Source organism: Desulfovibrio sp. SGI.169, assembly GCF_050313595.1.
Classification (GTDB): domain Bacteria; phylum Desulfobacterota; class Desulfovibrionia; order Desulfovibrionales; family Desulfovibrionaceae; genus Desulfovibrio.
Genome location: NZ_JBNPLS010000001.1, coordinates 13937 through 38521 on the forward strand (window position 1 = coordinate 13937; position 24585 = coordinate 38521).

Annotated in this window: 21 protein-coding genes; 14 read left to right on the forward strand and 7 right to left on the reverse strand. The window is 63.9% G+C overall.

The features are described 5' to 3' along the window. Nucleotides 1-21: 21 nt before the first annotated feature. Nucleotides 22-345 (reverse strand): divalent-cation tolerance protein CutA, encoded by a 324-nt coding sequence (cutA, locus tag ACQRA4_RS00065; RefSeq protein WP_427821035.1) that lies wholly within the window; start codon nucleotides 343-345, stop codon nucleotides 22-24. Nucleotides 346-585: 240 nt separating this feature from the next. Between cutA and nth the strand changes: the two genes are divergently transcribed. The 3 genes from nth to ACQRA4_RS00080 all read left to right on the forward strand — a co-directional run bounded on the left by nth (nucleotide 586) and on the right by ACQRA4_RS00080 (nucleotide 3259). Continuing rightward, nucleotides 586-1293: an endonuclease III gene (nth, locus tag ACQRA4_RS00070; RefSeq protein WP_427821036.1), complete on the forward strand. Its 708-nt coding sequence runs from the start codon at nucleotides 586-588 to the stop codon at nucleotides 1291-1293. Between the two features lie 99 nt (nucleotides 1294-1392). Continuing rightward, complete coding sequence (locus tag ACQRA4_RS00075; protein ID WP_427821037.1) at nucleotides 1393-2346, forward strand: chemotaxis protein; 954 nt, start codon at nucleotides 1393-1395, stop codon at nucleotides 2344-2346. A gap of 121 nt (nucleotides 2347-2467) precedes the next feature. After that, complete coding sequence (locus tag ACQRA4_RS00080; protein ID WP_427821038.1) at nucleotides 2468-3259, forward strand: flagellar biosynthetic protein FliR; 792 nt, start codon at nucleotides 2468-2470, stop codon at nucleotides 3257-3259. A gap of 10 nt (nucleotides 3260-3269) precedes the next feature. On the opposite strand, the gene gltX is transcribed toward ACQRA4_RS00080, so the two are convergent. Continuing rightward, nucleotides 3270-4679, reverse strand: coding sequence for a glutamate--tRNA ligase (gene gltX, locus ACQRA4_RS00085; protein ID WP_427821039.1), 1410 nt, complete (start codon nucleotides 4677-4679; stop codon nucleotides 3270-3272). Nucleotides 4680-4913: 234 nt separating this feature from the next. Between gltX and argB the strand changes: the two genes are divergently transcribed. Beyond that, the gene (gene argB, locus ACQRA4_RS00090; RefSeq protein WP_427821040.1) at nucleotides 4914-5696 is read left to right on the forward strand and encodes an acetylglutamate kinase; all 783 of its coding nucleotides are present in this window, start codon (nucleotides 4914-4916) and stop codon (nucleotides 5694-5696) included. Between the two features lie 11 nt (nucleotides 5697-5707). On the opposite strand, the gene ACQRA4_RS00095 is transcribed toward argB, so the two are convergent. The 3 genes from ACQRA4_RS00095 to zraS form a co-directional block, all read right to left on the reverse strand. Then, nucleotides 5708-6256 (reverse strand): HD domain-containing protein, encoded by a 549-nt coding sequence (locus tag ACQRA4_RS00095; RefSeq protein ID WP_427821306.1) that lies wholly within the window; start codon nucleotides 6254-6256, stop codon nucleotides 5708-5710. A gap of 209 nt (nucleotides 6257-6465) precedes the next feature. Next, nucleotides 6466-7827, reverse strand: a complete 1362-nt coding sequence (locus tag ACQRA4_RS00100) for a sigma-54-dependent transcriptional regulator (RefSeq protein ID WP_427821041.1) — start codon at nucleotides 7825-7827, stop codon at nucleotides 6466-6468. 37 nt (nucleotides 7828-7864) lie between these two features. Beyond that, on the reverse strand, nucleotides 7865-9391 hold the full coding sequence (gene zraS / locus ACQRA4_RS00105) for a two-component system sensor histidine kinase ZraS (RefSeq protein ID WP_427821042.1): 1527 nt from the start codon (nucleotides 9389-9391) through the stop codon (nucleotides 7865-7867). 227 nt (nucleotides 9392-9618) lie between these two features. Here zraS and ACQRA4_RS00110 point away from each other — a divergent pair, with 227 nt between their 5' ends. Next, the gene (locus ACQRA4_RS00110) at nucleotides 9619-10098 is read left to right on the forward strand and encodes a periplasmic heavy metal sensor (RefSeq protein WP_427821043.1); all 480 of its coding nucleotides are present in this window, start codon (nucleotides 9619-9621) and stop codon (nucleotides 10096-10098) included. Nucleotides 10099-10794: 696 nt separating this feature from the next. Here ACQRA4_RS00110 and ACQRA4_RS00115 read toward each other — a convergent pair. Next, nucleotides 10795-11865 carry an elongator complex protein 3 gene (locus tag ACQRA4_RS00115; RefSeq protein ID WP_427821044.1) on the reverse strand — a complete coding sequence of 357 codons (1071 nt, stop codon included), beginning with the start codon at nucleotides 11863-11865 and terminating at the stop codon, nucleotides 10795-10797. A gap of 211 nt (nucleotides 11866-12076) precedes the next feature. On the opposite strand from ACQRA4_RS00115, the gene ACQRA4_RS00120 reads away from it, so the two are divergent. The 6 genes from ACQRA4_RS00120 to ACQRA4_RS00145 all read left to right on the forward strand — a co-directional run bounded on the left by ACQRA4_RS00120 (nucleotide 12077) and on the right by ACQRA4_RS00145 (nucleotide 20812). Then, a complete protein-coding gene (locus ACQRA4_RS00120; protein WP_297825735.1) occupies nucleotides 12077-12364 on the forward strand; it encodes an HU family DNA-binding protein in 288 nt (95 codons plus the stop codon). Nucleotides 12365-12972: 608 nt separating this feature from the next. Next, on the forward strand, nucleotides 12973-14517 hold the full coding sequence (locus ACQRA4_RS00125; protein ID WP_427821045.1) for an MBOAT family O-acyltransferase: 1545 nt from the start codon (nucleotides 12973-12975) through the stop codon (nucleotides 14515-14517). A 14-nt stretch (nucleotides 14518-14531) separates the two neighbouring features. Further along, nucleotides 14532-15824: a hypothetical protein gene (locus tag ACQRA4_RS00130; RefSeq protein WP_427821046.1), complete on the forward strand. Its 1293-nt coding sequence runs from the start codon at nucleotides 14532-14534 to the stop codon at nucleotides 15822-15824. Nucleotides 15825-15833: 9 nt separating this feature from the next. Continuing rightward, a complete protein-coding gene (locus tag ACQRA4_RS00135) occupies nucleotides 15834-17894 on the forward strand; it encodes an alkyl/aryl-sulfatase (protein ID WP_427821047.1) in 2061 nt (686 codons plus the stop codon). Nucleotides 17895-17900: 6 nt separating this feature from the next. Then, a complete protein-coding gene (locus ACQRA4_RS00140) occupies nucleotides 17901-19268 on the forward strand; it encodes a tetratricopeptide repeat protein (protein ID WP_427821048.1) in 1368 nt (455 codons plus the stop codon). Nucleotides 19269-19384: 116 nt separating this feature from the next. Next, nucleotides 19385-20812: a tetratricopeptide repeat protein gene (locus ACQRA4_RS00145; protein WP_427821049.1), complete on the forward strand. Its 1428-nt coding sequence runs from the start codon at nucleotides 19385-19387 to the stop codon at nucleotides 20810-20812. Between the two features lie 22 nt (nucleotides 20813-20834). Here ACQRA4_RS00145 and ACQRA4_RS00150 read toward each other — a convergent pair whose 3' ends face one another. Further along, nucleotides 20835-21086: a hypothetical protein gene (locus tag ACQRA4_RS00150; protein ID WP_427821050.1), complete on the reverse strand. Its 252-nt coding sequence runs from the start codon at nucleotides 21084-21086 to the stop codon at nucleotides 20835-20837. 438 nt (nucleotides 21087-21524) lie between these two features. On the opposite strand from ACQRA4_RS00150, the gene ACQRA4_RS00155 reads away from it, so the two are divergent. The 3 genes from ACQRA4_RS00155 (at nucleotide 21525) to dsrM (ending at nucleotide 24585) form a co-directional block, all read left to right on the forward strand. Next, on the forward strand, nucleotides 21525-22571 hold the full coding sequence (locus tag ACQRA4_RS00155) for a hypothetical protein (protein ID WP_427821051.1): 1047 nt from the start codon (nucleotides 21525-21527) through the stop codon (nucleotides 22569-22571). Between the two features lie 258 nt (nucleotides 22572-22829). Beyond that, nucleotides 22830-23354, forward strand: coding sequence for an RsbRD N-terminal domain-containing protein (locus tag ACQRA4_RS00160; RefSeq protein WP_427821052.1), 525 nt, complete (start codon nucleotides 22830-22832; stop codon nucleotides 23352-23354). 211 nt (nucleotides 23355-23565) lie between these two features. Beyond that, nucleotides 23566-24585 carry a sulfate reduction electron transfer complex DsrMKJOP subunit DsrM gene (dsrM, locus tag ACQRA4_RS00165; protein WP_427821053.1) on the forward strand — a complete coding sequence of 340 codons (1020 nt, stop codon included), beginning with the start codon at nucleotides 23566-23568 and terminating at the stop codon, nucleotides 24583-24585.

The window sequence follows — 24585 nt, forward strand, 5'->3', positions numbered from 1 at the left end:
CCTCACTGTTGCGGATACGCGCTACGGCGCGGACGGCAGGCTGTTTTCCTCAATCCAGCGCAAAAAGGGCCGGTGCCCGGCCTCCAGGGGCAGGGCCACAATGCAGGGCACCTCATAGCTGTGCGCGGCGCGCACGGCCGCGCAAAAATCCTCAAACGCCGCCTGGCTGACCTGGGCCAGCAGCAGGCACTCCCCGGCCTCGCGCATGGCGCCCCGCCAGCGGTAGACCGAGCGCGCGCCGGGCAGCACGTTGACGCCTGCGGCCAGCCGGGCTTCCACCAGCATCCGGGCCAGAGCCAGCGCCTCGCGCTCGTCAGGCATGGTGACATACGCCAGAAAGGGCATGCTTCCTCCGGGGCGCGATGCCGCCTCCCGCGCACCACGCGGAGCCAGTTTACACAGCCTTGCCCCGATGGTCCAGACGCGTGGCGGCTCAACCCTGCTCATGCGCCGGTCTGAGCTGCGGGCCCTGTGCACTGCCGCAATGGTCAGAAACAGGCTTTTTGGCGCTGGCAAAAACCAAATGCCCCGCCGCGCGGGCAAACGGCGCTTGCGGGCCACAGTGGCCTGTGGCATAGCTGGGAAATGACAAAAAAAGCTCTCTCCCGCCCGACGCGCGCGCGCAAGGTGCTGGCCGCCCTTCAGGCCCGTTACCCCCGTCCCGAAACCCATCTCAACGCCCACAACGCCTGGGAACTGCTGGTGGCCACGGTGCTGGCCGCCCAGTGCACGGACGCGCGGGTCAACACCATCACGCCGGAACTGTTCCGGCGCTGGCCCGGCCCGGCGGAGCTGGCGCGCGCCACACAGGAAGAACTGGAAGAAGTCATCCATTCCGCCGGTTTTTACCACAGCAAGGCCAAAAATCTTCTGGGTGCGGCCCGGCGCGTGCGGGAGCGCTTTGACGGCCAGGTGCCCCGCACGCTGGAACATCTGGTGACTTTGCCGGGCGTGGCCCGCAAAACGGCCAATGTGGTGCTGTTCGGCGCTTTTGGCATTAACGAGGGGCTGGCCGTGGACACCCATGTAAAAAGGATCAGCCACCGGCTGGGGCTCACGGGCCAGACCGACCCCGTGGCCGTGGAGCGGGATTTGATGAAGCTTTTCCCGCAAAAGGAGTGGGGCGACGTCAATCACCGCATGGTCTGGTTCGGGCGGGATGTCTGCCATGCCCGCAAACCCCGCTGCGAAGCGTGCGAAATGGCGGATTTCTGTCCTCGTCTGGAGCCTCCCGGAGAGCGGGGCCGCGCAACGGCGAAAGCGGCCAGACGTCCGTCCCGCGCGCGGTCCTGAGAGCCGCCCCAGCGCATATTTCCTCTCGCGCCTTAAGAAAAGCGGGCGGCGACCGATAAGAATCATTGACGCTGTTCCAGCCAGAGGACGAGGACTGCCATGACCCAAAACAGCTTGCTCAATGTCCATAACAATGAGCTTGAAATCATAGAATTTCTTATTGATGAAAGGCTGCCCGACGGCAGCGTCTACAGCGGCCACTACGGCATCAACGTGGCCAAGGTGCTGGAAATCATCCGCCTGCCCACTGTTACCAGCGTGCTCAGCAAACACGACGCTTCGGTGCTCGGCACCTTCAACCTGCGCGGCAAGGTGCTGCCCCTGCTGAACCTGGCGGCATGGCTCGGCAAGGAAATGGCCTCCGAAGAAAACAACAAGGTTCTCGTCACGGAATTCAGCAGCGTGCAGGCGGCCTTTCTGGTTTCTTCAGTGAGCAGCATTCACCGGATGACCTGGGACCGCATTGAACCGCCCAACCAGTATGTGCAGGCGTACTCGCGCGAGAGCATCACAGGCGTGTTGCGCATTCAGGAACGGGTGCTCTTTATTCTGGATATGGAAAAAATTCTGGCCAGCCTGGACAGCTCTCTGGACATGTCCCAGGTAAAGGTGGACACCACCCCGGTGGAAGGCGCCGGCGAATTTCACCTGCTGGTGGCCGACGACTCCAGCTCGTTGCGCCACATCATCAAATCCTCGCTGGAAAAATCCGGCTTTCAGGTCACGGCGGTGGGCAGCGGCCGGGAAGCCTGGGACTATCTCACGCAACTGTGTGACGAGGCGCAGGCCAGGCAGGTGGCGCTCACCGACCTGCTGCACCTGGTCATTTCCGACATTGAAATGCCTGAAATGGACGGCCATGCGCTGACGCGCAAAATACGCGAAACGCCGGGCACGAAACGCCTGCCGGTCATCCTTTTCTCTTCCCTGATCACCGAGGCCCTGCACGACAAGGGCGTCAAGGTGGGCGCGGATAGGCAGGTCTCCAAACCTGATCTGCCCGGCCTGAGCAAGATCATCCGTGAGCTGATTGCCGAAAAGCTGCACAAATAACCGTCGGGCCGGCGGCTTTCACTGACCTTGGGGGCGCCCGCGCCCTGAATCGCCCCTGGAAGCATGAGGGCGGCCCCGCCCGGTCGGACATTCTGGCAGCATTTTTGCATTCGCATTCGGCATGGATGTCTTCAACTATGACGCGGCGGTCGTGCTGAGCCTGCTGCTCACCATCATGCGGGTGAGCATCGTCATGTTCATGCTGCCGGTCTTTTCCACCAACAATATCCCCATTCTGGTCAAGGCGGCGGTCACCATCGTCTTTTCACTGGGGGTGTGGCCGCATCTGGCCCTGGCGGGCGCCGCCATGCCCGCCCATCCCTTTGATGTGGCGCTGATGCTGCTGGGCGAGGTGGTGCTGGGCCTGACGCTCGGCATGACCGTCAATTTCTTGTTCATGGGCATCCAGGCCGGCGGCGAGTTGCTGGGCTTTCAGATGGGTTTCACCATGATCAACTTCGCTGACCCGCTCACCGGCAACCAGACCGGGGCCACAGCCTTTTTTCTCTGGATGGTTTCTCTGCTGGCCTTCCTGAGTCTGGACGGACACCTGTACATGATCAAGGGCTTTGCCGCCTCCTTCGCCCTGGTGCCGCCCGGCGGCCTGTTCATCGGTGAAAACCTGCTCTGGCAGGTGCTTCACCTGGCGGCGCAGGTTTTCGTGCTGGCGCTGAAAATCGCCGCGCCGGTCATGGTGGCCCTGTTCATGGTGGAAGTGGCCCTGGCCCTGGTGGCCCGCACCTCGCCGCAAATACACATCATGGAGTTCGGCTTTCCCATCAAGATAGGCGTGGGGTTTTTCTTTGTGGGCCTGCTGCTGGTGGTCATGGCCGATCATGTGGAACGGTTCATCAACGGCATAGACGGCCTGTTCGCCAATCTGCTGCGCTCCATGAGCCCCCTGTATCAGTAGGCGGCCCCCGTCACGCGCCCTGAAGGGGCCGCGCCAGCCTGGCCAAAGTTTCTTCCCGGCCCAGAAAAGCCATGATTTCATTGAGATGTGAACCGCCCATGAAGCCCATCAGGGCCGTGCGCAGGGGCGGGGCCACTTCCTTGAATTTCAGGCCGTTGTCCGCCACATAGGCGTTGAGCGCGGCCTCCAGGGTTTCGGCGCTGAAAGGTTCGCAGACCTTGAAAATTTCGGCCAGAGCGCGCAGATGGGCCTTGCCCGCGTCCGTAAAATGCCTGGTCGCGTCCTTTTCCACATAGGTCAGTTCGGCGGCTGGCGTCAGCAGGGGGCGGAAGCTTTCGGCCAGGGCGGCGAGATTGTTGGCCCGTTCGCGGAACATGAGGCAGAGAGGCTCCAGCCGCTTCAGGGGCGCGTCGCCCAGCCTGTCAGCCAGACCGGCCTCCCGCGCAAAGGGTTCCGCCAGCGCGGCCAGCTGATCCAGCGGCAGTTCGCGCATGAAATGGGCGTTGCACCACTCCAGCTTGGCCGGGTCAAAGGCCGCGGCCGCCGGATTGAGATTGCCGCCGTCAAAGTATTGCACCAGCTCGTCCAGGCTGAACAGCTCCTGATTGCTGTGGGACCAGCCCAGACGCACCAGATAGCTGACCAGGGCCTGCGGCAGCAGGCCGTCCTTCTGGTATTCGATGACCGCCCGCGCGCCGTGGCGCTTGGAGAGTTTCTGGCGATCCGGGCCAAGAATCATGGGCACATGGCCAAAACGCGGCACGGGCAGGCCCAGAGCCTCATAAATCAGAATCTGGCGGGGCGTGTTGGAAACATGGTCGTCGCCCCGGATCACATGGGTGATGCCCATTTCATGGTCGTCCACCACCACGGCCATATTGTAGGTGGGCATGCCGTCGGCGCGGCGGATGACCATATCATCCAGCTCGCTCACATCCACGGCGATTTTGCCCTTGACCATGTCGTCAAAAACCACCTTGCCCGTGAGCGGCGTCCTGAGGCGCACGCAACGCCCTTCGCCGGGCCCCAGATCGCGCGTGCGGCAATGGCCGTTATAACGCGGCTTGAGGCCCTGACGGCGGGCCTCCTCGCGCATGGCCTCCACCTCTTCGGGCGTGCAGGAGCACCAGTAGGCGTGCCCGCTTTCCAGCAGCCTGTCCACATAACTGTTGTAGAGATCCGTCCTCTGGGTCTGATAGGTGAGGCCGCCGTCCCAGTCCAGCCCCAGCCAGCGCATGGAAGCCAGAATGGAGTCCGTGTATTCCTGCTTGGAACGCAGCAGGTCCGTATCCTCAATGCGCAGGTGAAAACGGCCGCCGAAATGACGGGCCAGAAGCCAGCAGAAAATGGCCGTGCGCGCGCCGCCGATGTGCAGATGCCCGGTGGGGCTGGGCGCAAAGCGGGTGACAACTTCCGACATAGTGTGTTTTCCTTGAAAAGAGAATGTGGGGCAAGCTTACGCGCGCAAGGCGCGGGCCAGGCTCAAAAGGCGGCCTGACGCCGCCCTGCGCATGATTTTGCCTTTGCCGTGTTGTTACCTTGTTTGCCCCCGCAAGGCAATGGCGGACTTGCGCCCGGCGGCGGCGAATGCTACTTCTTGTCGTTCGCGGCGTGCGCCGCGACGCTTTCAAACCTTGCGCTTTCAGGGAACAGCATGACACAGCCCACAGTGGTCATCAAATACGGCGGCCACGCCATGGACAAGCCGGAGTTGAGCGAAGCCTTCGCCCTTGATCTGGCCCATCTTGCCGGACAGGGCATGCGTCTTGTGGTGACGCACGGCGGCGGGCCGCAAATCAGCGCCCTGCTCACGCGGCTTCAGATCGAAAGCCGCTTTGTGAACGGCCTGCGCGTGACCGACGAAGCCGCCATGCAGGCGGTGGAAATGGTGCTCTGCGGTCAGGTCAACAAGGCGGTGGTCAACGCTTTCGCCCGGCATGGCGTGCGCGCGGCGGGCATTTCGGGCCGCGACGGCGGCTTGCTGCGCGCGCGCCCCAAAAACCCCGCGCTGGGCCTGGTGGGCGAGGTCGTGGCGGTAGACCCGGCCCTGCCCCTCTGCCTGCTGAATGCCGGCTTTGTGCCGGTGGTGGCCCCCGTGGCCTCCGGCCCGGAGGGCGAGGCCCTGAACATCAATGCCGACACCGCGGCCGGAGCCTTGGCCGGGGCCTTGGCGGCCGAATATTTTGTGCTGATTTCCGACGTGCCCGGCGTGCTGGATGCCGACGGCCGCCTGATTCCCAGCCTGGACAGGGCCCAAATAGACCGCCTGCAAGAAAAGGGCGTCATCAGCGGCGGCATGACGCCCAAGGTGGAAGCCTGCCTGAACGCTCTGGAGGCGGGCTGCGCGCGGGCCCTGATTCTGGACGGTCGCGCGCAATCCAGCCTGCGGCGCTGCTTGCTGGATGACGCGCCGCTGGGCACCGTGATTGCGCGCTGATAAAAAAGCGCTCAGGATCGCGCCGGGTTCCGGCGGTCAATCCACCAGTCTTTTTCCACCTGGCCGTACCACCAGCGGTTGGGGTCTGTGCGCAGGAGGGCTTCCGCCAGTTCGCGGGCCAGGGGCGTCCGCAGCCGCTTGAGCGCGCTGTCCAGCCATTCCCTGGCAAAAGCGTTGCCCCTGCTGAGTTCCACATGCAGATTGCAGATCAGATCCAGCTGATCCGCATCGTGGGCCAGCGCGGCCTCCGGGCTTTGCCCCGCCGCCAGTTCATCCCAGAAAGAAAGCACATCCTCCGCCAGCCCGGTGCCCCGCGTGGCGTCCTCCAGCGCCTGCCGCGCGCGACACTGATTGTAGCGATGATTGACGTAGTTGAAATCGCCGGTGCGGGCCTCGTGCAGATCGTGAAACAGGCAGAGCAACGTCACCCGCGCCGGATCCGCCCCGGCCAGTCGCGCCAGGGCGTAGCCCAGCACGCTGACGCGGTAGGAGTGCTCGGCCACGTTTTCCCGCCCTGACCCCAGAAAGGCGTAACCGCTGCGCGGCGTATGCCGCAGCATGCCCACCTCGTTGCAGAAATCCGCCAGCCGTCCGAGTTGTTCCGCAGAAAGCGCTTTCGTATCGTTCACCTTTGCAGACCTCACAGCCCGCCGTCTGCGCTCGGGGGGCTGCCCCGACGGACGGCTTTTTTGTTCTTCGGCAAGGCCACCGCCAAACGCGGACAGGACGACGCCCGACGGCCCAGGGCAAAACGCCGCGCGGGCCGCTCTTACTCCAGACCGTACTTGCGCAACTTGTTGTGCAGGGTGGCCCTTGTGATGCCCAGCCGCCGGGCGGCCTCGCTCTTGTTGTCGCCGGTCTGGCGCAGGGTTTCCTCAATGGCCCGGCGCTCCACCGTATCCAGGGACAATCCCGCCAGGGAGCCGCCCCCTTCGGGCGCGGGCGTCTCCGCCACCGGGGCGTCAGCCACGCCGGAGGGCAGCTCGCGCCCTGTAATCAGATCGCCGTTGCAGAGAATCACGGCCCGTTCCACGGCGTTTTCCAGTTCACGCACATTGCCGGGCCAGGAATAGCGCAGCATGCTGTCCAGGGCCTGGGGCGCGAACCCCTTGATGTTCTTGCGGTTGCGCTCGGCGAAACGCTGGAGGAAATGCGCGGCCAGCAGGGGGATATCCTCGCTTCGGCTGCGCAGGGACGGCACCTCGATGCTGATGACGTTGAGCCGAAAATAGAGATCCTCGCGAAAGCGCTTTTCCGCCGCCTCGCGGCGCAGATCGCGGTTGGTGGCGGCCAGCACGCGCACGTCCACGGTGATGGGCGCATCCGAGCCAACCCGCTGCACCTCGCCCTGCTGCAGGGCGCGCAGCAGTTTGGCCTGAAGCGGCAACGGCATTTCGCCAATCTCATCCAGAAACAGCGTGCCGCCGTCGGCCTGCGTAAAACGCCCCTCGCGCCGCCGGTCCGCACCGGTGAACGAGCCTTTTTCATGGCCGAAAAGCTCGGATTCCAGCAGGTTTTCCGCCAGAGCCGCGCAATTCACGGTCACCAGCGGCCTGCCGGCCCTGGCGCTGCCCTCGTGCAGGGCGCGGGCCACCAGTTCCTTGCCGGTGCCCGACTCGCCGGTAATCAACACGCTGGCTTCAGTGGGGGCCACGGTGCTGATGATCTGCAGCATGTCCCTGATGGCCTGGCTGCGGCCCAGAATGCCCGGACGGGCCGCGGCGTCGGTGAGCTGGCGTCGCAGCTCGCGGTTTTCCACACTCAGGCGGGAATGCTCGATGGCCTGTTCCAGGGTATGTCTGAGGGCCTCAAAATCCAGCGGCTTGACCAGATAGTCATACGCGCCCAGACGCAGGGCCTCCACAGCGGTTTCCACCGAGGAATAGGCCGTCATCAGCACCACCGGCAAGGCCGGATTGTACGCCAGAATGCCCTTGAGGGCGTGAATGCCGTCCATCCGCGCCATGCGCACATCGGTCAGCACCACGTCAAAGGCTTTCTCACGCACCAGGGCCACGGCCGTGTCGCCGTCGTCGGCCTCATCCACCGTGTAGCCCCAGGAACGGAGCATGGTTCTGAGCATGCCGCGATGGGCATCGTCGTCATCGACTACCAGAATGCCGTTATTCACCCTTGCCACTCCTTATGCGGCACATGCGGATGCGCCGTCAGCTTTTTTTCCGCCTCCGGCCCTGATGGCGCTGTTCCGAAAGTTCCTCTTGGGGGGCCGTGGGCAGCCAGATGCGAAAAATGGTTTCACCCCGGCCGTCCTTGCCGGCGGGACGCGAGTAGAGGCGAATCTCGCCGTCATGCGCCGTCACGATCTTGTGCGCCATAGCCAAGCCCATACCCGTGCCCTGGCCCTTGGTGGTGAAGTAGGGATCAAAAATATGCGCTCTGGCGGCGGGGTCAATACCCGTGCCCGTATCGCGCACCATCAGGCAGACCCGTTGCTTGCCCCTGGCGATGGCCAGCGTCATGCGCCCGCCGTCGGGCATGGCGTCCAGCGCGTTGAGGCAAAGATTGAGCAGGGCCTGGCTCATGCGTTCGGAATCCGCCAGCACACTGGGCACGCGCCGTGACGCGCGGTATTCCAGCGTGACCTTGCGCCGCTCCGCGTCCTGACGGATCAGACGCATCACATGCGCCACCACGTTTTCCAGGCGGATCGGGCGCGGGCGCACGTCACTGGGGCGGGAAAGGCCGATCAGATCCGTGATCACCCGGTTCAGGCGATCCACCTCGCGCACCATGACGGCGGCCGCCTCGCGGTCATCGCTGCCCTCCGGGAAGCGCTGGCCCAGATAGGTGGCATAGCCCTTGATGGAACTCAGGGGATTGCGAATCTCATGCGCCACGCCCGCCGCAAGATTGCCCACGGCGGCCAGCTTTTCCTTGCGGCGCACCTCTTCCTCCAGACGGCGCACCTCGCCTTCGGCCTTGCGCTGCCGCCGGCGCGACTCGCGGGCGCGCTGGGCATAATACAGGGCCAGAAGGCAAAGCAGCCCCACCAGCAGCGTCGCGGCCGACAGCATGGCCACATAATCGCGGTTCTGGCTGCGGGTGATTTCAAAGGGCGACACGTCCAGCCCCAGAAAAATGATGGGCATGGGAAAGCCCCTGGGCATTTCCTTCAGGCCCGGCGTAAAATAGCGGTAGACCACGAAAACCCGCTGGCCTTCCACCCTCATGACGCCCCACCGCGCCGCCGAACCCGGCCTCAGATCGCGCATGCGTTTTTCGTCCAGTTCGCGCCCCTCAAGCTGAAGTATCTCGCCCAGGCGAAAACATCTGCTGTGGGCCACAATGGTGCCGTCGGGCATGGTCACGGCCACAAAGATGATGTCCGGGCTGGCCGCCATCTCCTCCAGCAGAACCTGAAGGCGCACCCCGGTTTCGCTGCGCATGCCCGAACGCAGAATGCTCTCGAAGGCCATGATCAGCGAAGAGCCCTTTTCCGCCAGCAGGCGGGCCATTGCCGCCTCGCTGCGTTCAATGGAAATGAAGGCCAGCAAGCCCACCATCAGGGCCAGCACCACCGCAGCGCCGCCCAGCACCAGCCCCAGGGGCGCGCGGGAAGCTCCCACGCGCATGCCCGGTTCGCGTGGCGACGCCTCAAAAGCGCGAGACCCGGCTGCCGCCGCGACGCCGAAACCGCCGGATACGGCGCGGGCGTTTTTTTGCTCAACACTCATGCCGCCAGTATAGCGCCACGGGCGAGGCCTGTCATCCCATGGGCCGTTACATGACCGGAATTCTTGCACGCTTTTTGCAAGTTATTCCTGAATCAAGGCTGAACGCGCGGGCGGCAAGCCTTTCTTGCGCCAGGCAGGGACGCCTGATATGGGTGAACGACACAAGACCACGCAAACATCTGCCGAGGATGGACATGCCAGAGCAAAGCGCATTAAAAAATTCAATTATGTTCAAGACTTGCTTCTCGCTTTGCCTTCTGGCGCCCCTCTGCCTGTCGCAGCCTGTGACCGCAGCCCATGACGTTTCCGACCCGCCTGAGGGACAGGACGAATGCGGGATGGGCCACCGCCACGGCAACGCGCAGGACAGGGAGGAATGGCTGGCGCGACTCTCCCCGGCCCAGCGGGCCAAAGCCAGAATCATTATTGATGACGCCCGGCCCCGCGTGCGGGAACTGCGCTCCCGCATCAGAAAAAAAATGGCGGAACTGGAAAGCCTCAGCTATGATCAGGAAACTTCGCCGGCAACTCTGCCCCGCCTGGGACGTGAGCTGCAACTCCTGCGCGATGAACTGCGCGCCACGCTGATGGAGGTGGACAGGCGCATGCTCCGCGAGGTGGGCGTTTCCCTGGGCCCGCCCATAAGCCGGGGATGCCGGATGGACAATGGCGATACCGGCGCGCCCCCCCCTGATGAACCGAAGTAGGGCCGCCCCTGTCGCGGCGCAAACGGCCCCCGCCTCGACGTTATGTCTGAAGCGGGGGCCGCCGCGTCCGACCCCTGTATGAAATAGACGCGCCTGTACAACTTTTATACATGCTGAAAAATAATCTGTATAAAAAACATACGCCGCGGCATGTCTTCCCGTGCGCGGCGCATCAAAATAATCTTGAATCAAAGCTGGTTAAAAGAAAATTTGGGTCTTGGCACACGCATTGCTATATAAGAGGCGGAGCGCACGGCATGCCGGGCGCGAAAGAAAACAACACGCATGCCTTGAATGGCAGAGAGAGCATAAAATGACGCGCACCCGCTTCGTTACATCCGCCTGTTGGCCGCCGCTAAAGCCTTTGAGACAACCATTGACGGCTTGATCGCCAACCCGCTTATCCGCCGACGGGCGGTTGACATATACGAAAAAAACATACGGACAGGCAAAACAGATTTCCGTGCCGATCTCAGCCCCCATCAGGAACGGCGCGGGGAACCCCCTGAAAAACCTCCTCCTTTGAACATAACCCTCTAACCATCGGAACATCCTCCCTCTCTGCGGCCGCCGGTTGCCACCGGCGGCCGTTCTTGTTGGTGACAAAACCCGCTTTGCGGCGTTTGCGCCGTCCAGGCCGCCTGCGGTTGCCGCGCGGCCCCATGCGGGCGGGCAAACCACGGCGCGCCCACCCGTCTACGGGCGCAGCCAGAGGCGCAACGCGGCGTCGCCAGTGTAGCGCACCTCGTTTGCGCCAAGGCCCAGCGCGGCCCAGGCGGAACGCAATTCGCCGGCGTGGCCCCAAAAATACCCCTGGCAGGCGCGCGGCGCTTCCAGCCGCTCCGCCAGTCGCCCCGCCGGCGCGCGGGCGGCCAGGCTTCTGACGGTCGCCAGCAGCGCCCGCCCCATAACCCGCGCGCCCAGCGCCGGGTGAACGGGGCCGGCCAGGACGACGCCGGCCAGAGAAGCCTCCGGCGCAAGACCCATCCTGATGACCGGCGTATGGGCCGCCCGCGCCAGCAGCCAGCCGCTGGTCAGGCTGTCCAGCGTGCTCTCCATGTCCCAGGGCGCATACTCCCCGGCGCGCCAGAGCCTGGCCAGGCCGGTGCCCGCCAGCACCAGGCAGGGATAAAAGCGCAGCATGTCAGCGCCCGCCTCCAAAGCCTGGGCCACATCCGCCAGAAAGACCTCCGGGCTCACGCCGGGCATGCCCGGCAGCAACTGCACGCCCAGCCGCAAACCCGACGCCCTGACCAGGGCGCAGGCCCGCAGAGCCGCCGCGCCGTCATAGCCGCGCCGGGCGGCCCGCAGGGCCGCGTCCGCGAAGCTCTGCACGCCCAGTTCCACTGTCGTGCAGCCTGCCTGACGCAGACGGGACATGGCGCCCGCATCCAGACAGTCGGGCCGGGTGGAGCAGCGAAAACCGACAATATGCCCCCGCGCCAGAGCGGCAGCGGCGAACTTCAGGCAGACTTCCCGCTCCGCGTCGGGCAGAGCGGTGAACGTGCCTCCGTAAAAGGCCAGCTCCGCCGGCGGCAGACCGCGCGCGGCGCGCAGTTCCAGCGCCGCGCGAACCTTGCCCAGCATGCCGTTCGTGTCGGGCCTGAACCCACTTTGGCCGGTCTGCATATCCTGCGCGCAGAAAACGCAGCGTGTCGGACAACCCTGAAAGGGCAGAAAAAACGGCATAATGGGCCGCGAACGCGCGGGCGGCGGCCAGGGCGCAACCAGCGGCGCGCGGGACGGGAGCGGAGAAAGGGACGACATGCGGCCTCGCTGACTGCGGAATCAGTGGCGCATCACTGCGCAACCGGCCGGGCAAAGAAGAAAAATCTTGCTCAGACCGTGACTTGCGTGTATTTATAAAAGAAAGTGTCACCTGTGTGAAGCGGATGCGCGCCATACGTTATGGCGCGGGGGATCGTCCGCGCGGCGGAAGCCGCGGCCAACGCAGCATGAACGGCCGGAGAAACTCACGATGAAAAAAACACTGACCAAAGCGGATATTGTGGAGGCCATCTACGAAGAGACCGACAAAAACCGCGTGGACGTGAAAAACGTGATGGAGAAGCTCCTGGATATCATGAAGACCGCCATCAAGAAAGATCGCGCCCTGCTGATCAGCGGCTTCGGCAAATTCGAGTGCTATGACAAGGCGTCCCGCAAGGGGCGCAATCCGCAGACGGATGAAACCATCACCCTGCCGCCGCGCAAGGTGATGGTCTTTCGACTGTCCCGCAAATTCCGTTCGGAGCTCAACCCCTAGTGTCTAATTGCAAAAATTCCGCGCGGAATTCCGCGAAGAATTTGTGCGGGATCGTTGGCGAAAAAACGTGGTTTTTCGCAAATGAACCCGGCTACGCCGCCGCAAACCCTTGCGGGTTTTGCAGTGTCTGCTTTTGCAAGTAGGCACTAGGGCGCCCGCCGCCTCTCAGCCCCGCTTTGCGCCGCGGCGGTCGTTTATTACCGTTCCCCAGAAGGGCAAGCCGCCGCTTTTGTCCGCCGCGACAGACATCGCAAGCCTTGCGCGCAAGCCCGGCTTGCGCCGGCAGGGGGCTTGCCCCGGCAAAAAGACCGTTTTAGCGCGCAAGGAGCGGCGCTCAACAGAACCAGACTGAAGTGAAACGCCTGCGGCGGTGAAGCTGGAAAAGCCAGGGGCCATTGTGCAGCGCGCCAAAAACCGCCCCATCGTTACGCGCCGCGCGAATCAAGGGCGCATCCGCCATGTTGCGCGCGGGCATGCGGCGCGTGGCGGGCCACAATCGTCCGGCGCGCCCCGTCGGCCCGACCTGCTACGCCAAACCGGCGGCGGTGCTGAAGCATCGCCGCGCCGCAGCAACGCGCCGGGCGAAGATTCCGCGCCGGGAGTCGCCTATGCTTTTTAATTCCTATCCCTTTTTGTTCTGCTTTCTGCCCCTTCTGCTGCTGGTCTGGCATCTGCTCGGCGGTTTCGGCTCCGCGCGTCTGGCCTTGGCGCTGCTGTTCTTTTCGGCCGTGTTTTACGGCCTGTGGGGCGCGGCTTTTCTCCTGCTGCTGGCAGTCATGGTAGGCATGAACTACGCCTTCGGGCTGGCCCTGGCCGCACCGGAAGAGCGCAGGGAGGGCCTCGCGCCGCGGCGGCTGTCCCGCAGAGACTTGCTGGGGCTGGCCCTGACCCTCAACCTGCTGCCGCTGCTCTGGTTCAAATACTCCTGCTTTCTGGGCCGGAATCTGGCCGCGCTCTTCCACAGCCAATGGGATTTTCAGCCGCCGGGCCTGCCGCCGGGCATTTCTTTCTACACGTTCATTCAGATCGCCTGGCTGGTCAGCGTGTACCGTCGCCAGATCGCGCCGCAGGGCCTGATCCGGCACGCGCTTTTCTCTTCCTGCTTTCCCTATGTCATTTCCGGCCCCATCGTGCGTTACGAACAGATGGGCCCGCAGTTCGACGCCATGACCGGATCCGACGCCGAGGGCCTGGCGCGCGGCTTCAGCCTGTTCAGCATGGGTCTGGCCAAAAAGGTGCTGCTGGCCGACAGTATCGCCCTGTACGCCGACGCCGTGTTCAATGCGGCGGAAAAGGCCTTTCCCCTCAGCGGGGCCGAGGCATGGCTGGGTTCTTTCTGCTATACCTTTCAGCTCTATTTCGACTTTTCCGGCTACACGGACATGGCGCTGGGCCTGGGCCTGATGCTGGGCCTGCGCCTGCCCGAAAACTTCAATTCGCCATACAAGGCCACGGGCATCGTGGACTTCTGGCGGCGCTGGCATATCACGCTCAGCGCCTGGCTGCGCGACTTTCTGTACATCCCCCTGGGCGGCAACCGGGCCGGACGGCTCAAACAGTACCGCAACCTTTTTCTGACCATGCTCATCGGCGGCGCATGGCACGGCGCGGGCTGGACATTCATGCTCTGGGGCGCCCTGCACGGCCTGATGCTCAGCATCAATCACTTTTTCCGCATTCGCATCAGGGGTTCGCGCCTGGAAGTCCTTCTGGCCGCGACGCCCTTGCGCCCTCTTTCCATCGCCTTTACCTTTCTGTGCATCAACGCCTGCTGGGTGGTCTTTCGGGCCATGAGCCTGGATGGCGCGCTGCGCGTTTACACGGCCATGTTCACGGGCCCGCTGGGCCTTTCCCCCGGCGGGCCTGACGGCGTGGCAACGCAGGGCCTGAGCGGGGCATCCGCCCTGCTGGCCCAATGGTTGCCCAACCACTATTTTCAGGGCTGGCAGCCCTTTGCCCTGCTGGCGCTCTGCGCCGTGCTGGTCTGGGCCTTTCCCAACAGTCGCGAGATTCTTCAGGGCCGCCGCGACGGCTCCCGCCCCCGGCTGTTCTGGCGGCCATCCGGCCTCTGGGCCACAGGTCTGGCCCTGCTGACCTTCGCCGCGCTGATTCTGGCATCGCGCCAGTCCACCTTTCTGTACTTCCAGTTTTAGCGCCGGAGCCGCCCATGCGACTTTTTCGAATATCCAGTTCCACGCCAGAGGCCGCAGGGCCCAGGCCCGCGCCCCAAACGCCCGCCCCCTCCCGCCCGCCGGACAATGCCGCCTATCTGCGCCGGTATCTCAAAACCCTGCTGTTTCTGACCCTGCTGGGCGGCGTTCTGCTTGCGCCCTATACATGGTGGTGGCTGTATGAAAGCGGTGACGTGGCTGTGGAGCGCGCCGTGGCGGAGCAGGCCCGTGGCGGCTTTGCCCTGTTCGGATCCGGGGTGTCCCAGGATTTTGTGGATTACAAGCTGCGGCTCTATGCCGCCGTCAGGCCGGATGTGGCGGCCGTGGGCTCCTCACGGGTCATGCAGTTCCGCGCCGCCTGCTTCCGCAGGCCATTTCTGAACATGGGCGGCGTGGCGGGCAATCTGGCGGCGCTGCGCTCCACCCTGGACGCCATGTTGCGCGTCCACAGGCCTCAGGCCGTGATTCTGGGGCTGGATTTCTGGTGGTTCATGCCCCAGTGGGAGGCCCGCCCCTTTGATGAGGCGCCGCCCACCAGCGGTTCCTACAATTACGGTTTTGAGAGCCTCAAAAAACCCTGGAGCTGGCTGCTGGACGGCAAAATCTCCCTGACGGAGCTGGCGGCCCCCCTGCTGGGCCCATTTGGGCGCGGCTTCAGGGCCGGACGGTACGGCGTCATGGCCCAGCAGACCGACGACGGCTTTGGCCCGGACGGCTCATGGTACTACACGGCGGAAATTACCGGGCAAAAGCGCCCCTTTGACTATCAGTTCAGCGACACGCTCAGCCAGGTGCGCCACGGCATCAAGGCCTTTTACCGGGCCGGGAAGAATCAGGACGCCCCCAGCCCGGAACATCTGGACGCTCTGGCCGAAATCCGCTGCCGGCTCAGGGCGCGCGGCATCCAGACCTTTGTTTTCATCGCGCCGCTTTCCGAGCGGGTGCTGACGGCCATGCGCGAACATCAGGAGGCTTATCCCCATCTCTTCGCCCTGCGCGAAGCCCTGCTGGCGCGCGGCATCGACGCGCTGGACTTTACAGACCCGCGCTCCTTCGCCTCCGGCGACTGCGAATTTATCGACGGTTTTCACGGCGGGGAAGTGGCTTACGCCCGGGTGCTGCGGGCCATGGCCGACCACTGGCCCGCGCTGCTTTCCTATGTCAATATGGAGCGGCTCAATGCCGTCATTCGCGACTGGCAGGGGCACGCTCTGACGCCCGACGAGCGCCTGACCAGCCTGCCGGAAACGGATTTCATGCACTTCGGCTGCCCCAAGCGGCAACCATAAGGGGGAACAATGTCTTTTTTTCAGTATGCCTTGCCTGTCGCGACAGTTCTGACCTGCTTTTTTTGCTGCGCGGGCGCGCCCAGCGCCATGAACCAGACGGCTTCCCCCGCGCAGATGGCCGAAAAACCGGCCACCGCCGTCACGCGCGCGGCCAACGAGGCCGCGGCCGGCGAGCTGGATTTCAACGACCGGCAGGATTATGAGGACGCCCGGCGCGGCTTCATCGCCCCCCTGCCGGATCAGGGCCGCATTCTGGACAAAAAGGGCCGGGAAACCTGGAATCTTGAAGAATACGCTTTTCTGGCTCCGGCCATGAGCCGGGACATGCCGCCCTCCCGCATCATGCCCACGCCCGCGCCGGACACGGTGCATCCCGGTCTCTGGCGACAGTCGCAACTGGTTCTGCGCGACGGCCTGTACCGGGTTACGGAGCGCATCTACCAGGTGCGCAACGCCGATCTTTCCAATATGACCATCATTGAGGGCGACACGGGCCTGATTGTGGTTGACCCGCTGATTTCCGCGGAAAACGCGGCGGCCGCCCTGCACCTCTATTACGAACACCGCCCGCGCAGGCCCGTGCATACGGTCATTTACTCGCACAGCCATGTGGACCACTACGGCGGCGTGCTGGGCGTGATCTCTGAAAAAAACGTCAAAAACGGCACGGTGCAGGTCATCGCGCCAGAAGGCTTTCTGCGCGCGGCCATGTCCGAAAACGTCATGGCCGGCACGGCCATGAGCCGCCGGGCCCAGTACATGTACGGCGAGTTGCTGCCGCCGTCGCCCGCCGGCCATGTGGGCGCGGGGCTGGGGCTGAAAAATTCCTCCGGCGCCACCGGGCTCATACCGCCCACGCGCTCCATATCCAGAAGCGGCGAACGCCTTGCGCTGGACGGCCTGACGTTTGTCTTTCTGCTGGCCCCCAATACCGAGGCCCCGGCTGAAATGCACTGGTACATTCCCGAACTCAAGGCCCTGACCGCCGCCGAAAACTGCACCCACACCATGCACAATCTCTATACCCTGCGCGGGGCCAAGACGCGCGACCCCCTGAGCTGGAGCCGCGCCCTCAATGAAACCCTGGCCCAGTGGGGCGATGAAGCCGAAGTGCTCTACGGCATGCACCACTGGCCGGTCTGGGGCAACGCGCGGGTGCGCCGGGCCCTGTCCCTGACCAGCGACCTCTACCGCTACATCAATGACCAAACCCTGCATCTGGCCAATCAGGGCCGAACCATGCTGGAAATAGCGGAAAACCTGCGTCTGCCGCCGGCGCTGAATCGCATCTTCGGCCTGCGCGGCTATTACGGCAGTCTGAATCACAACGTCAAAGCCGTATACAATTTCTATCTGGGCTGGTTCGACGGCAACCCCGCGCACCTGCACGCCCTGCCGCCGCGTGAGGCCGCCCGCAGGTATGTGGAATACATGGGCGGGGCCGAAACCGTCGTGCGGCGCGCCCGCGGGGATTTTGCGCAGGGCCGGTACCGCTGGGTGGCCCAGGTGCTGAACCATGTCATCTTTGCCGACCCAGGCAATACGGAGGCCCGCGCGCTGGCGGCGGACGCCCTGGAACAGCTGGGCTACCAGGCGGAAAGCGGCCCCTGGCGCAATTTTTACCTCAGCGGCGCGCGGGAACTGCGCGGCCTGCCCCCCGCCAGAAGCAAAAACGCCGCGCAGCACAGCAACAGCCAGTCGCGGGCCATGACGCCGGATATCTATTTCGACTATCTGGGCGTGCGCCTCAATGCCCAACGCGCTGAAGGCCGCGAACTCAACCTGCTGGTGAACGTGTCAGATCGGGAACAGGTCTGGAGCCTGCGACTGGGCAACAGCGTGCTGCACTCCCACCTGCGCGCGGGCGAAGCCGACGCGGAAATCAGCCCTGACCTCACCCTGACCGCTGATATGCCCGCGCTCATGGCCCTGTTTGAAAAACGCCTGTCCGTGGATCACGCGGTGAAGCAGGGCATGCTTCAGGGCGACCCCCATGCCCTGAAGGAACTGCTGGACATGCTGGACAGCTTCACCCCCGACTTTCCTCTGGTGTTGCCCGGAAAGGAATAAGCGCGCATGACCATTGTTTTATCTTTACAGCGTCCCACGCGCCCGGTTTTGCCCGTATTCCTGGCCCCGGCGCTGGTTCTGGCGCTGGCCCTGACGCTGACCGCTCCCGGCGGCACGCCCGCCGCCCGGGCGGCGGACGCGGCGCAACAGGTTCAGACGCCGCCTCCGGCAAGCCCCTCCGACGCCGCCAGGGCCGCGCCGGCCCGCAAAAAAGCCTCCAGGGCGCGCAAAAATAAAAACGCGGCGGCCAGCACCGTTACGGCGACGGCCGCCGCATCCGCAACGAAGAATGCGGAGGCGTCCGCGCCTGACTCGCCCCCCCTTTCACAGGGTAAAAAAACTTCGGATCAGCTCCCGGAGCGGACGCCGCCCCTGCCGGAAGGCCCGGCGGGCGACGCCGCCCGCGCATACACTCAGGGGGATTTTCTCACCGCCAGAGACATCTGGCAAAAGCTGGCCCGACAGGGCGACGGGCAGGCCATGAACAACCTGGGCGTGCTTTATGATCAGGGTCAGGGCGTGGAGCCTGACACGGGCCGCGCGCTGCACTGGTTCGCCCAGTCAGCCAGGGCGGGGCATCCCTCAGGCATGAGCAATTACGGCCGCATGCTGGAGCAGGGGCGCGGCATGCCCGCCAATCCCGCTGAGGCGGCCCGCTGGTTTGACCTGGCGGCTCGCCAGGGACAAGCGGAAGCGCAGTATAATCTGGGGCTGCTGTATGAACGGGGCCGGGGCGTGCCGCGGGACGACAAGGCGGCGGCCGCCTGGTACAGCCGGGCCGCGGCCCAGCAGCAAACCGAAGCCCTGGCGCGTCTGGGGCATTTTTACCGCGTCGGGCGCGGTGTGCAAAAAAATCCCTCCCGCGCCGCCCTGCTGCTGTATGCGGCGGCCATGAACGGCGCGGACGGGGCCATCCGCGAGCTGGAGGAAATGGCCAAAGAAGGCCCGGCCCGACCAGCCGCCGTGCTTTTTGGCCAGAAGCTGGACAATACCGACCGCGCCGCCATGCGCGCGGCCCTGAAGAAAGCCGGCACGCCCGCCAGCCGCGAGAGCGACGACTTTATCTGCGACCTGTACGACGTGCGCCGCGCCGCGCCCGGCGCGGAACAGATGGCCGTCTGTTACGGGCCGGGCGCGGCCGCGCCGCTGGGTTTTCTGAAAATCGACTATGCCGCGCCGGACAAGGCCACGGCCGGGCGCATTCTTGACATGGTGAAAGAGCGCTTCGGCCCGCCTTCGGCCGGAGAGGGCGACGACGCCCGGCTCTGGAATCTGGGCTCTGTGGTGGTGGCCACGCAGTATGCGCCCACCCACCGCCAGATGAGTCTGATGTACATGGTGCCGCGCGTCTATCACCTGACCCGGCGGCCATGAATACCGCTTCTGCAAGGCCGGTCCCCGGTTCACTGCCCGCTGGACGGGGGAAATTCTTTTGTTTATGCTGATTCACCACAACGCGTTTGTATTTTTTGGTGAAACGGAGGCTTCAGGTGGATGACAGCGCAAAAAAAGGCCTTGTAAAGCGTATCCAGGTCAGACAAATCAAACAGACCATGGAAAAAGCCGTGGCCGGCAGCAAAAATCAAGACAAGTCCTATGGCGAAGCCGTCATCGAATACCTGCGCGATACCGGCCAGATCATCTGCATTTCCGGCGACAGTTCCTTTATCGACCTGCTGCGCGAGCTTGTCTGCGCGCGGCTGAAAATGCCCACAGGCTGCCTGACTGTCAGCAGCAACGCCGATATGCTGCTGCACACGGTGCGCCGGCTGGTTTCCGACCAAAAAAAGCCCCTGCTGATCGTTGAGCAGAATCTCGGCAACCGTGACATGACCTATCTGCTCCGTCAGCTCAAGAACGGCTTTCCGGAACTGTGGATCATCATCGTCAGCCACGAAGCCAACAAACAGCGTTTTGTGCTGCTGCACGAAAGCGGCGTGGACAACTGCATCGTCAAGCCCGTCGGCGCGCAGGCCCTGCTGGAAAAAATCGCGCTGACCACCAAGCCCCATGGCAAACTGGACCGGATGCTGGCATGGGCGCGCGCCCTGCTGGATCAGGGCGAGCATCTGCGCGCCCTGCAGGTCTGCCAGGAAGCGCTGGAGCTCAAGGCCAACTCAGCGGCGGCCCTGCTGCTCATCGGCGATATTTTCCGCGCCATGCGGCAATACGACAAGGCCGGCGAAGCGTATGAAAACGCCAGCCGCACCTCTTCCATCTATCTTGAACCCCTGCGCAAGCTGGCGGAATTGCATGAGGAAACCGGCAATGTGGTCAAAAGGCTGGCCTGTCTGGAACGTCTGGACGAGCTTTCGCCCCTGAATGTGGATCGCAAACTGGCCATCGGCGAACTTTATCTGAAGCTGAACCGCCTGGACAAGGCCAAAAAAATATTTGACCAGGCCATGCAGCTTTCTGACCGCGAGGCCAAGGAATATGTTTCGGGCGTGGCCTTCCGTGTGGCTGACGTCTATATGGATACGGATCCGCAAACAGCGGCCGCCTTTTTACAGCGCGGCCTGGAAGGCAAAAAAGCCTTCTGGGGCGTGGAGGATCTCGTCATCTTCAACCGCCTGGGCATTCTGTTGCGCCGCGCCGGCAAATGGCGCGAAGCCGCCGATGAGTACCGCAAGGCCCTGCAGGTGGCCCCCAACGACGAAAAGCTGCATTACAATCTGGGCATGGCCTATCTGGAAGGCAAAGACTTTGAATCCGCCCGCGCCTCCATGCTCAAGGCCCTGGCGCTCAACCCGGATCTGCCGCGCCGGTCCGCCCCCGTGGCCGTCAACCTGGCCACGGTATTCATGCGAACCGGCGACAACATGCACGCGCTGCCGCTGCTGCGGCAGGCTCTGGAACAGGAGCCGGACAACGGCACGGCCAGGGAAATGCTGGAGCAGATCAGCCAGGCCGATTAGGGCGTGTTCAAGGCAGGTCGGGCTACTTCCTGCACTTCACGATAATGTTGCGCATGGGCGTGTCGCGCACGCCCATGGTGTTGGTGCTGACGATTTCATAGGGGCCGTCGCACTTGTCCGCCGCCTGATTGTAACAGTCCGCCCAGTCATTGTCCTCGCCGTTGCAGTTAATGGAATACCCTTCGCCGCCGTCAGGCAGTCTGGCGCTGCGCGCGCCGCCGCAGGCGCAAAGCAGAAACGCGCAGACGCCCAGCGGCATGACATTTTTCCACATGGCTTTTCTCCGAACTGGTTTGCGAAACAGGCGCGCAACGTTGCCGCAACGCCACGCGGGGCAACGGACAGACCGGCGCGCGGCACGAGCGCGGCGGCGCGGGCATCCGTGCCCGGGCTGGAAAACGGCATGCGGGCTTCATGCGGCACACGCCGTTTTCGATCCGCATTGTTTTTCTCATATGCCGCAAGCCGGCTCAGGGCAAGCGCGGCACGCCGGAAAGGCCGGCCCGGAGTGAACGGCGTCAGGCAACGGCCGGCAAAACCCGAATCAGACGCGCGCGCCGCGCCGAAAGCGCCAGCGCTTTACGAAAGACAAAAAACAGCCTATACATTTTATGCTGTTACGGTTCAAACGCTTCCCGCGGAAGCGGTCTTCCCCCACGGGTATTGAAAAACGCGGCGCATACGCGCCTCACAGCCATACCACAGGTGTTTCATGAAGCAATCCCGCGAGATACTCACCGGACCTTTGTGCATCGCGTTAGCGGCGGCGGCTTTCTGCGCCTGGAGCGCCTTCGGCAATGACGTCAGCTTTTGCGTGACGGCCGGCTGCGCATTGTATCAGGATTTCACGGTGAACGGCATTTCGCTCTGGTGGCTGGGCACGGGAGTCTTCGCCCTGCTGGCTCTGCTGGCCCTGCTGGGAGCGAGCGCGGCGGGACGCCTTCTGGCCGGCCTGACGTTGCTGGGCGATATTTGCCTCTTGCTGCTCATGGCCCTGACCGCGCCCTGCGTGAGCTGTCTGGCGGCGGCCGTGTTCTTTGCCCTGACCTATCTGGGCTTTCGCCAGGCGGAGCAGAGACAGGCGCACAGGCGCGGCATCCCCCCCCGCCGCTCGGTTCTGCTTCTCGTCTGGCTTTTGCTGTTCACTGTCAATGTGGGGGCGGTGGCCCGCTCCCAGGCCGCGATCTGGCCCATCACGGAAGGCGCCGAGGATGCCGCGGTGCGCATGTTTTTCTCCCCCTCCTGCCCAAGCTGCCGCGAGGGCATTGACATTCTTTCCGGGCATGTGGACGTGGCCTTCTATCCCCTTGCTGAAAATGACAGCGATGTGTACCGGGTGGCCCGGATGCGCCGCCTGCTGGACACGGGCATGAGCCTGGCCGAGGCGCTGGGCCAGTCTCTGGACGTGACCCCGCCGCGCGGCCTGGCGGCGCTGAACCCCGATCTGCTCTGGCTGCGCTTCAGAATGCTGCGCAACAAGGCCCATGTCTTTTCCGCCGGCGCGCAGACCGTGCCCTTTTTTGAATACCACGGGCTGCCCGGCATGCTAGTCAGGCAACAGGCCCAAAGCCGTCAGCCGGCGTCTTCTCCATCACGGCGGGCGGACGCGCGTACAGACCCCGCATCGCCCGCGCAGTCTCTAGATGCGCCATTTTCCGCGCGGGACAGCCAGAACGGCGAACAGACCGGGCAGGACGCCGCCTTGCCCCTGGACCCTCAAGTGGTGGGCCAGTGCGGCGGCGCGAAGCCCTGCCCCTGACCAGCGACATCTGACGCCGGAAGCGATACGGACTGCGCTTTTTGGCGCAATCCGACGCATGTTCTCTGTCTGATGGCGGGCAAGCCTGCCTCATGGACTGCTCAAGCGCCCTTGCCTCCGGCTTTGGAGCCGCGAAACGCGTTCCCCTTGCCGTGCCGGAAGCCGAAGAAAGCGCGTCAAATGCCCGAAAGGGCTTGACGCGCTTCCCCCTTCCCCTTATATGAAAAAACTATACGCTTGGCGGCGCGGTTGAAATCCATGAACATACAAGACATATTTCGCAGCCGGAAAAATGATGTGGTTCGCCTCTGGACGGAGGCGGTTTACTCCACTTACCCCTTTGAAACAACCGGTTTCCTGCGCACCAGGCGAGACCCGTTCGGCAATCCCGTGGCCCACATGACCAAAGAGGCGGCGGCCATGCTCTATGATGCCGTGGCCGGAGAAGAGGTGGAAATCGACGCGATCAAGGCGGCTCTGGAACGCTTTGTGAAGCTGCGCGCCGTGCAGACCTTCACGCCCAGCCAGGGTCTGGGCGTTTTTTATCTGATGAAGCCCCTGCTGCGGGAACACATTCTGCCGGCGCTGGCCGCGCAGGGAGAACTTGACGCCTACCTCACGGCCGAATCCCGGCTGGACAGTCTGGCGCTGCTGGCTTTTGACATTTACACCGCGGCCCGCGAAACGCTGGCGGAGTCGCGCATCAAGGAAATCCGCAACCAGCACGCCCAACTGGCGCGCTGGGCGCAAAGGCTGGAGGAAGGCCCGTCCGGCGCGCGCTGAGCGCATGGGGGCGCTCTGCGCCGAAGACGGCGGCCCCGTCACGGTCGATTTTCGCACGGCGCAGGGCGCGAAGGCAAGGGCCGGGACGATACGCCCCGCCTCTTCCCGGCAAAGCCGGGCCACCGGCAGACCCGCGGAGGCGCGGAGCGCAAAGACCTTCCCGAAATCCGCCCGGATGGTCGGGATAACTTGTAGTCAAGCGAGGTAGGGAATGTTCTCATCATTACTGCTGGTGCTGCTCATAGGGGCCATCGCCTGGGCGGGAGCGAGCGCGGGGCTCGCCTCTCTGTTCGGCGTCGCGCTGCCTTATGTGGCGGTGGTCGTCTTCATCGTCGGCATGGTCTGGCGCATGGCGTACTGGGCGAAATCGCCCGTGCCCTTCTGCATCCCCACCACCGGCGGTCAGGAACAATCGCTTGATTTCATCAAGCAGAACAAGATCGACTGTCCCAGCACCACCTGGGGCGTTGTGCAGCGCATGTTTCTGGAAGTTTTTTTCTTCCGTTCGCTTTTCCGCAACAGCCTGGCCGACGTGCGCGAAAACGACCCCGTCAGCAACGGGCCGCGCAGCGTCTACCATTCCTCCAAATGGCTGTGGTTTTTCGCCCTGCTCTTTCACTACTGCTTCCTGCTGGTCTTCATCCGCCACTTTCGCTTTTTCATGGAGCCCGTGCCCTCCTGCGTCACCTTTCTGGAATCCATCGACGGCATCATGCAGATAGGCGCGCCGCGCTTCTTCTGGACCGGCGGCCTGGCCCTCGCGGCCCTGCTCTTTCTGCTGGCCCGGCGCATTTTCAACCAGCGCCTGCGCTATCTCTCCCTGCTCAACGACTATTTCCCGCTCTGGCTGCTCATCGGCATCGTGGGCACCGGCATCTGTCTGCGCTATTTTGATAAAACCGAAATCGCCCAGGTCAAGATTTTCGTCATGGGGCTCACGCACTTTGCGCCCGTATCCGGCGCGGACATCAATGCCCTGTTCTTCGTGCATCTGACCCTGGTCAGCGTGCTGCTGCTCTACTTCCCCTTCTCCAAACTCGCGCACATGCCGGGCGTGTTTTTCAGCCCCACGCGCAACCAGGCCAACAATTCGCGCCGGGTGCGCCATATCAACCCCTGGAACCCGCCCAAGCAGTACTTCACCTACCCTGAGTACGAGGATGCCTACCGCGACGCCATGGCCGAAGCCGGCCTGCCGCTGGAGAAGCAACCCGAAAAGGCCGCCGAGTAA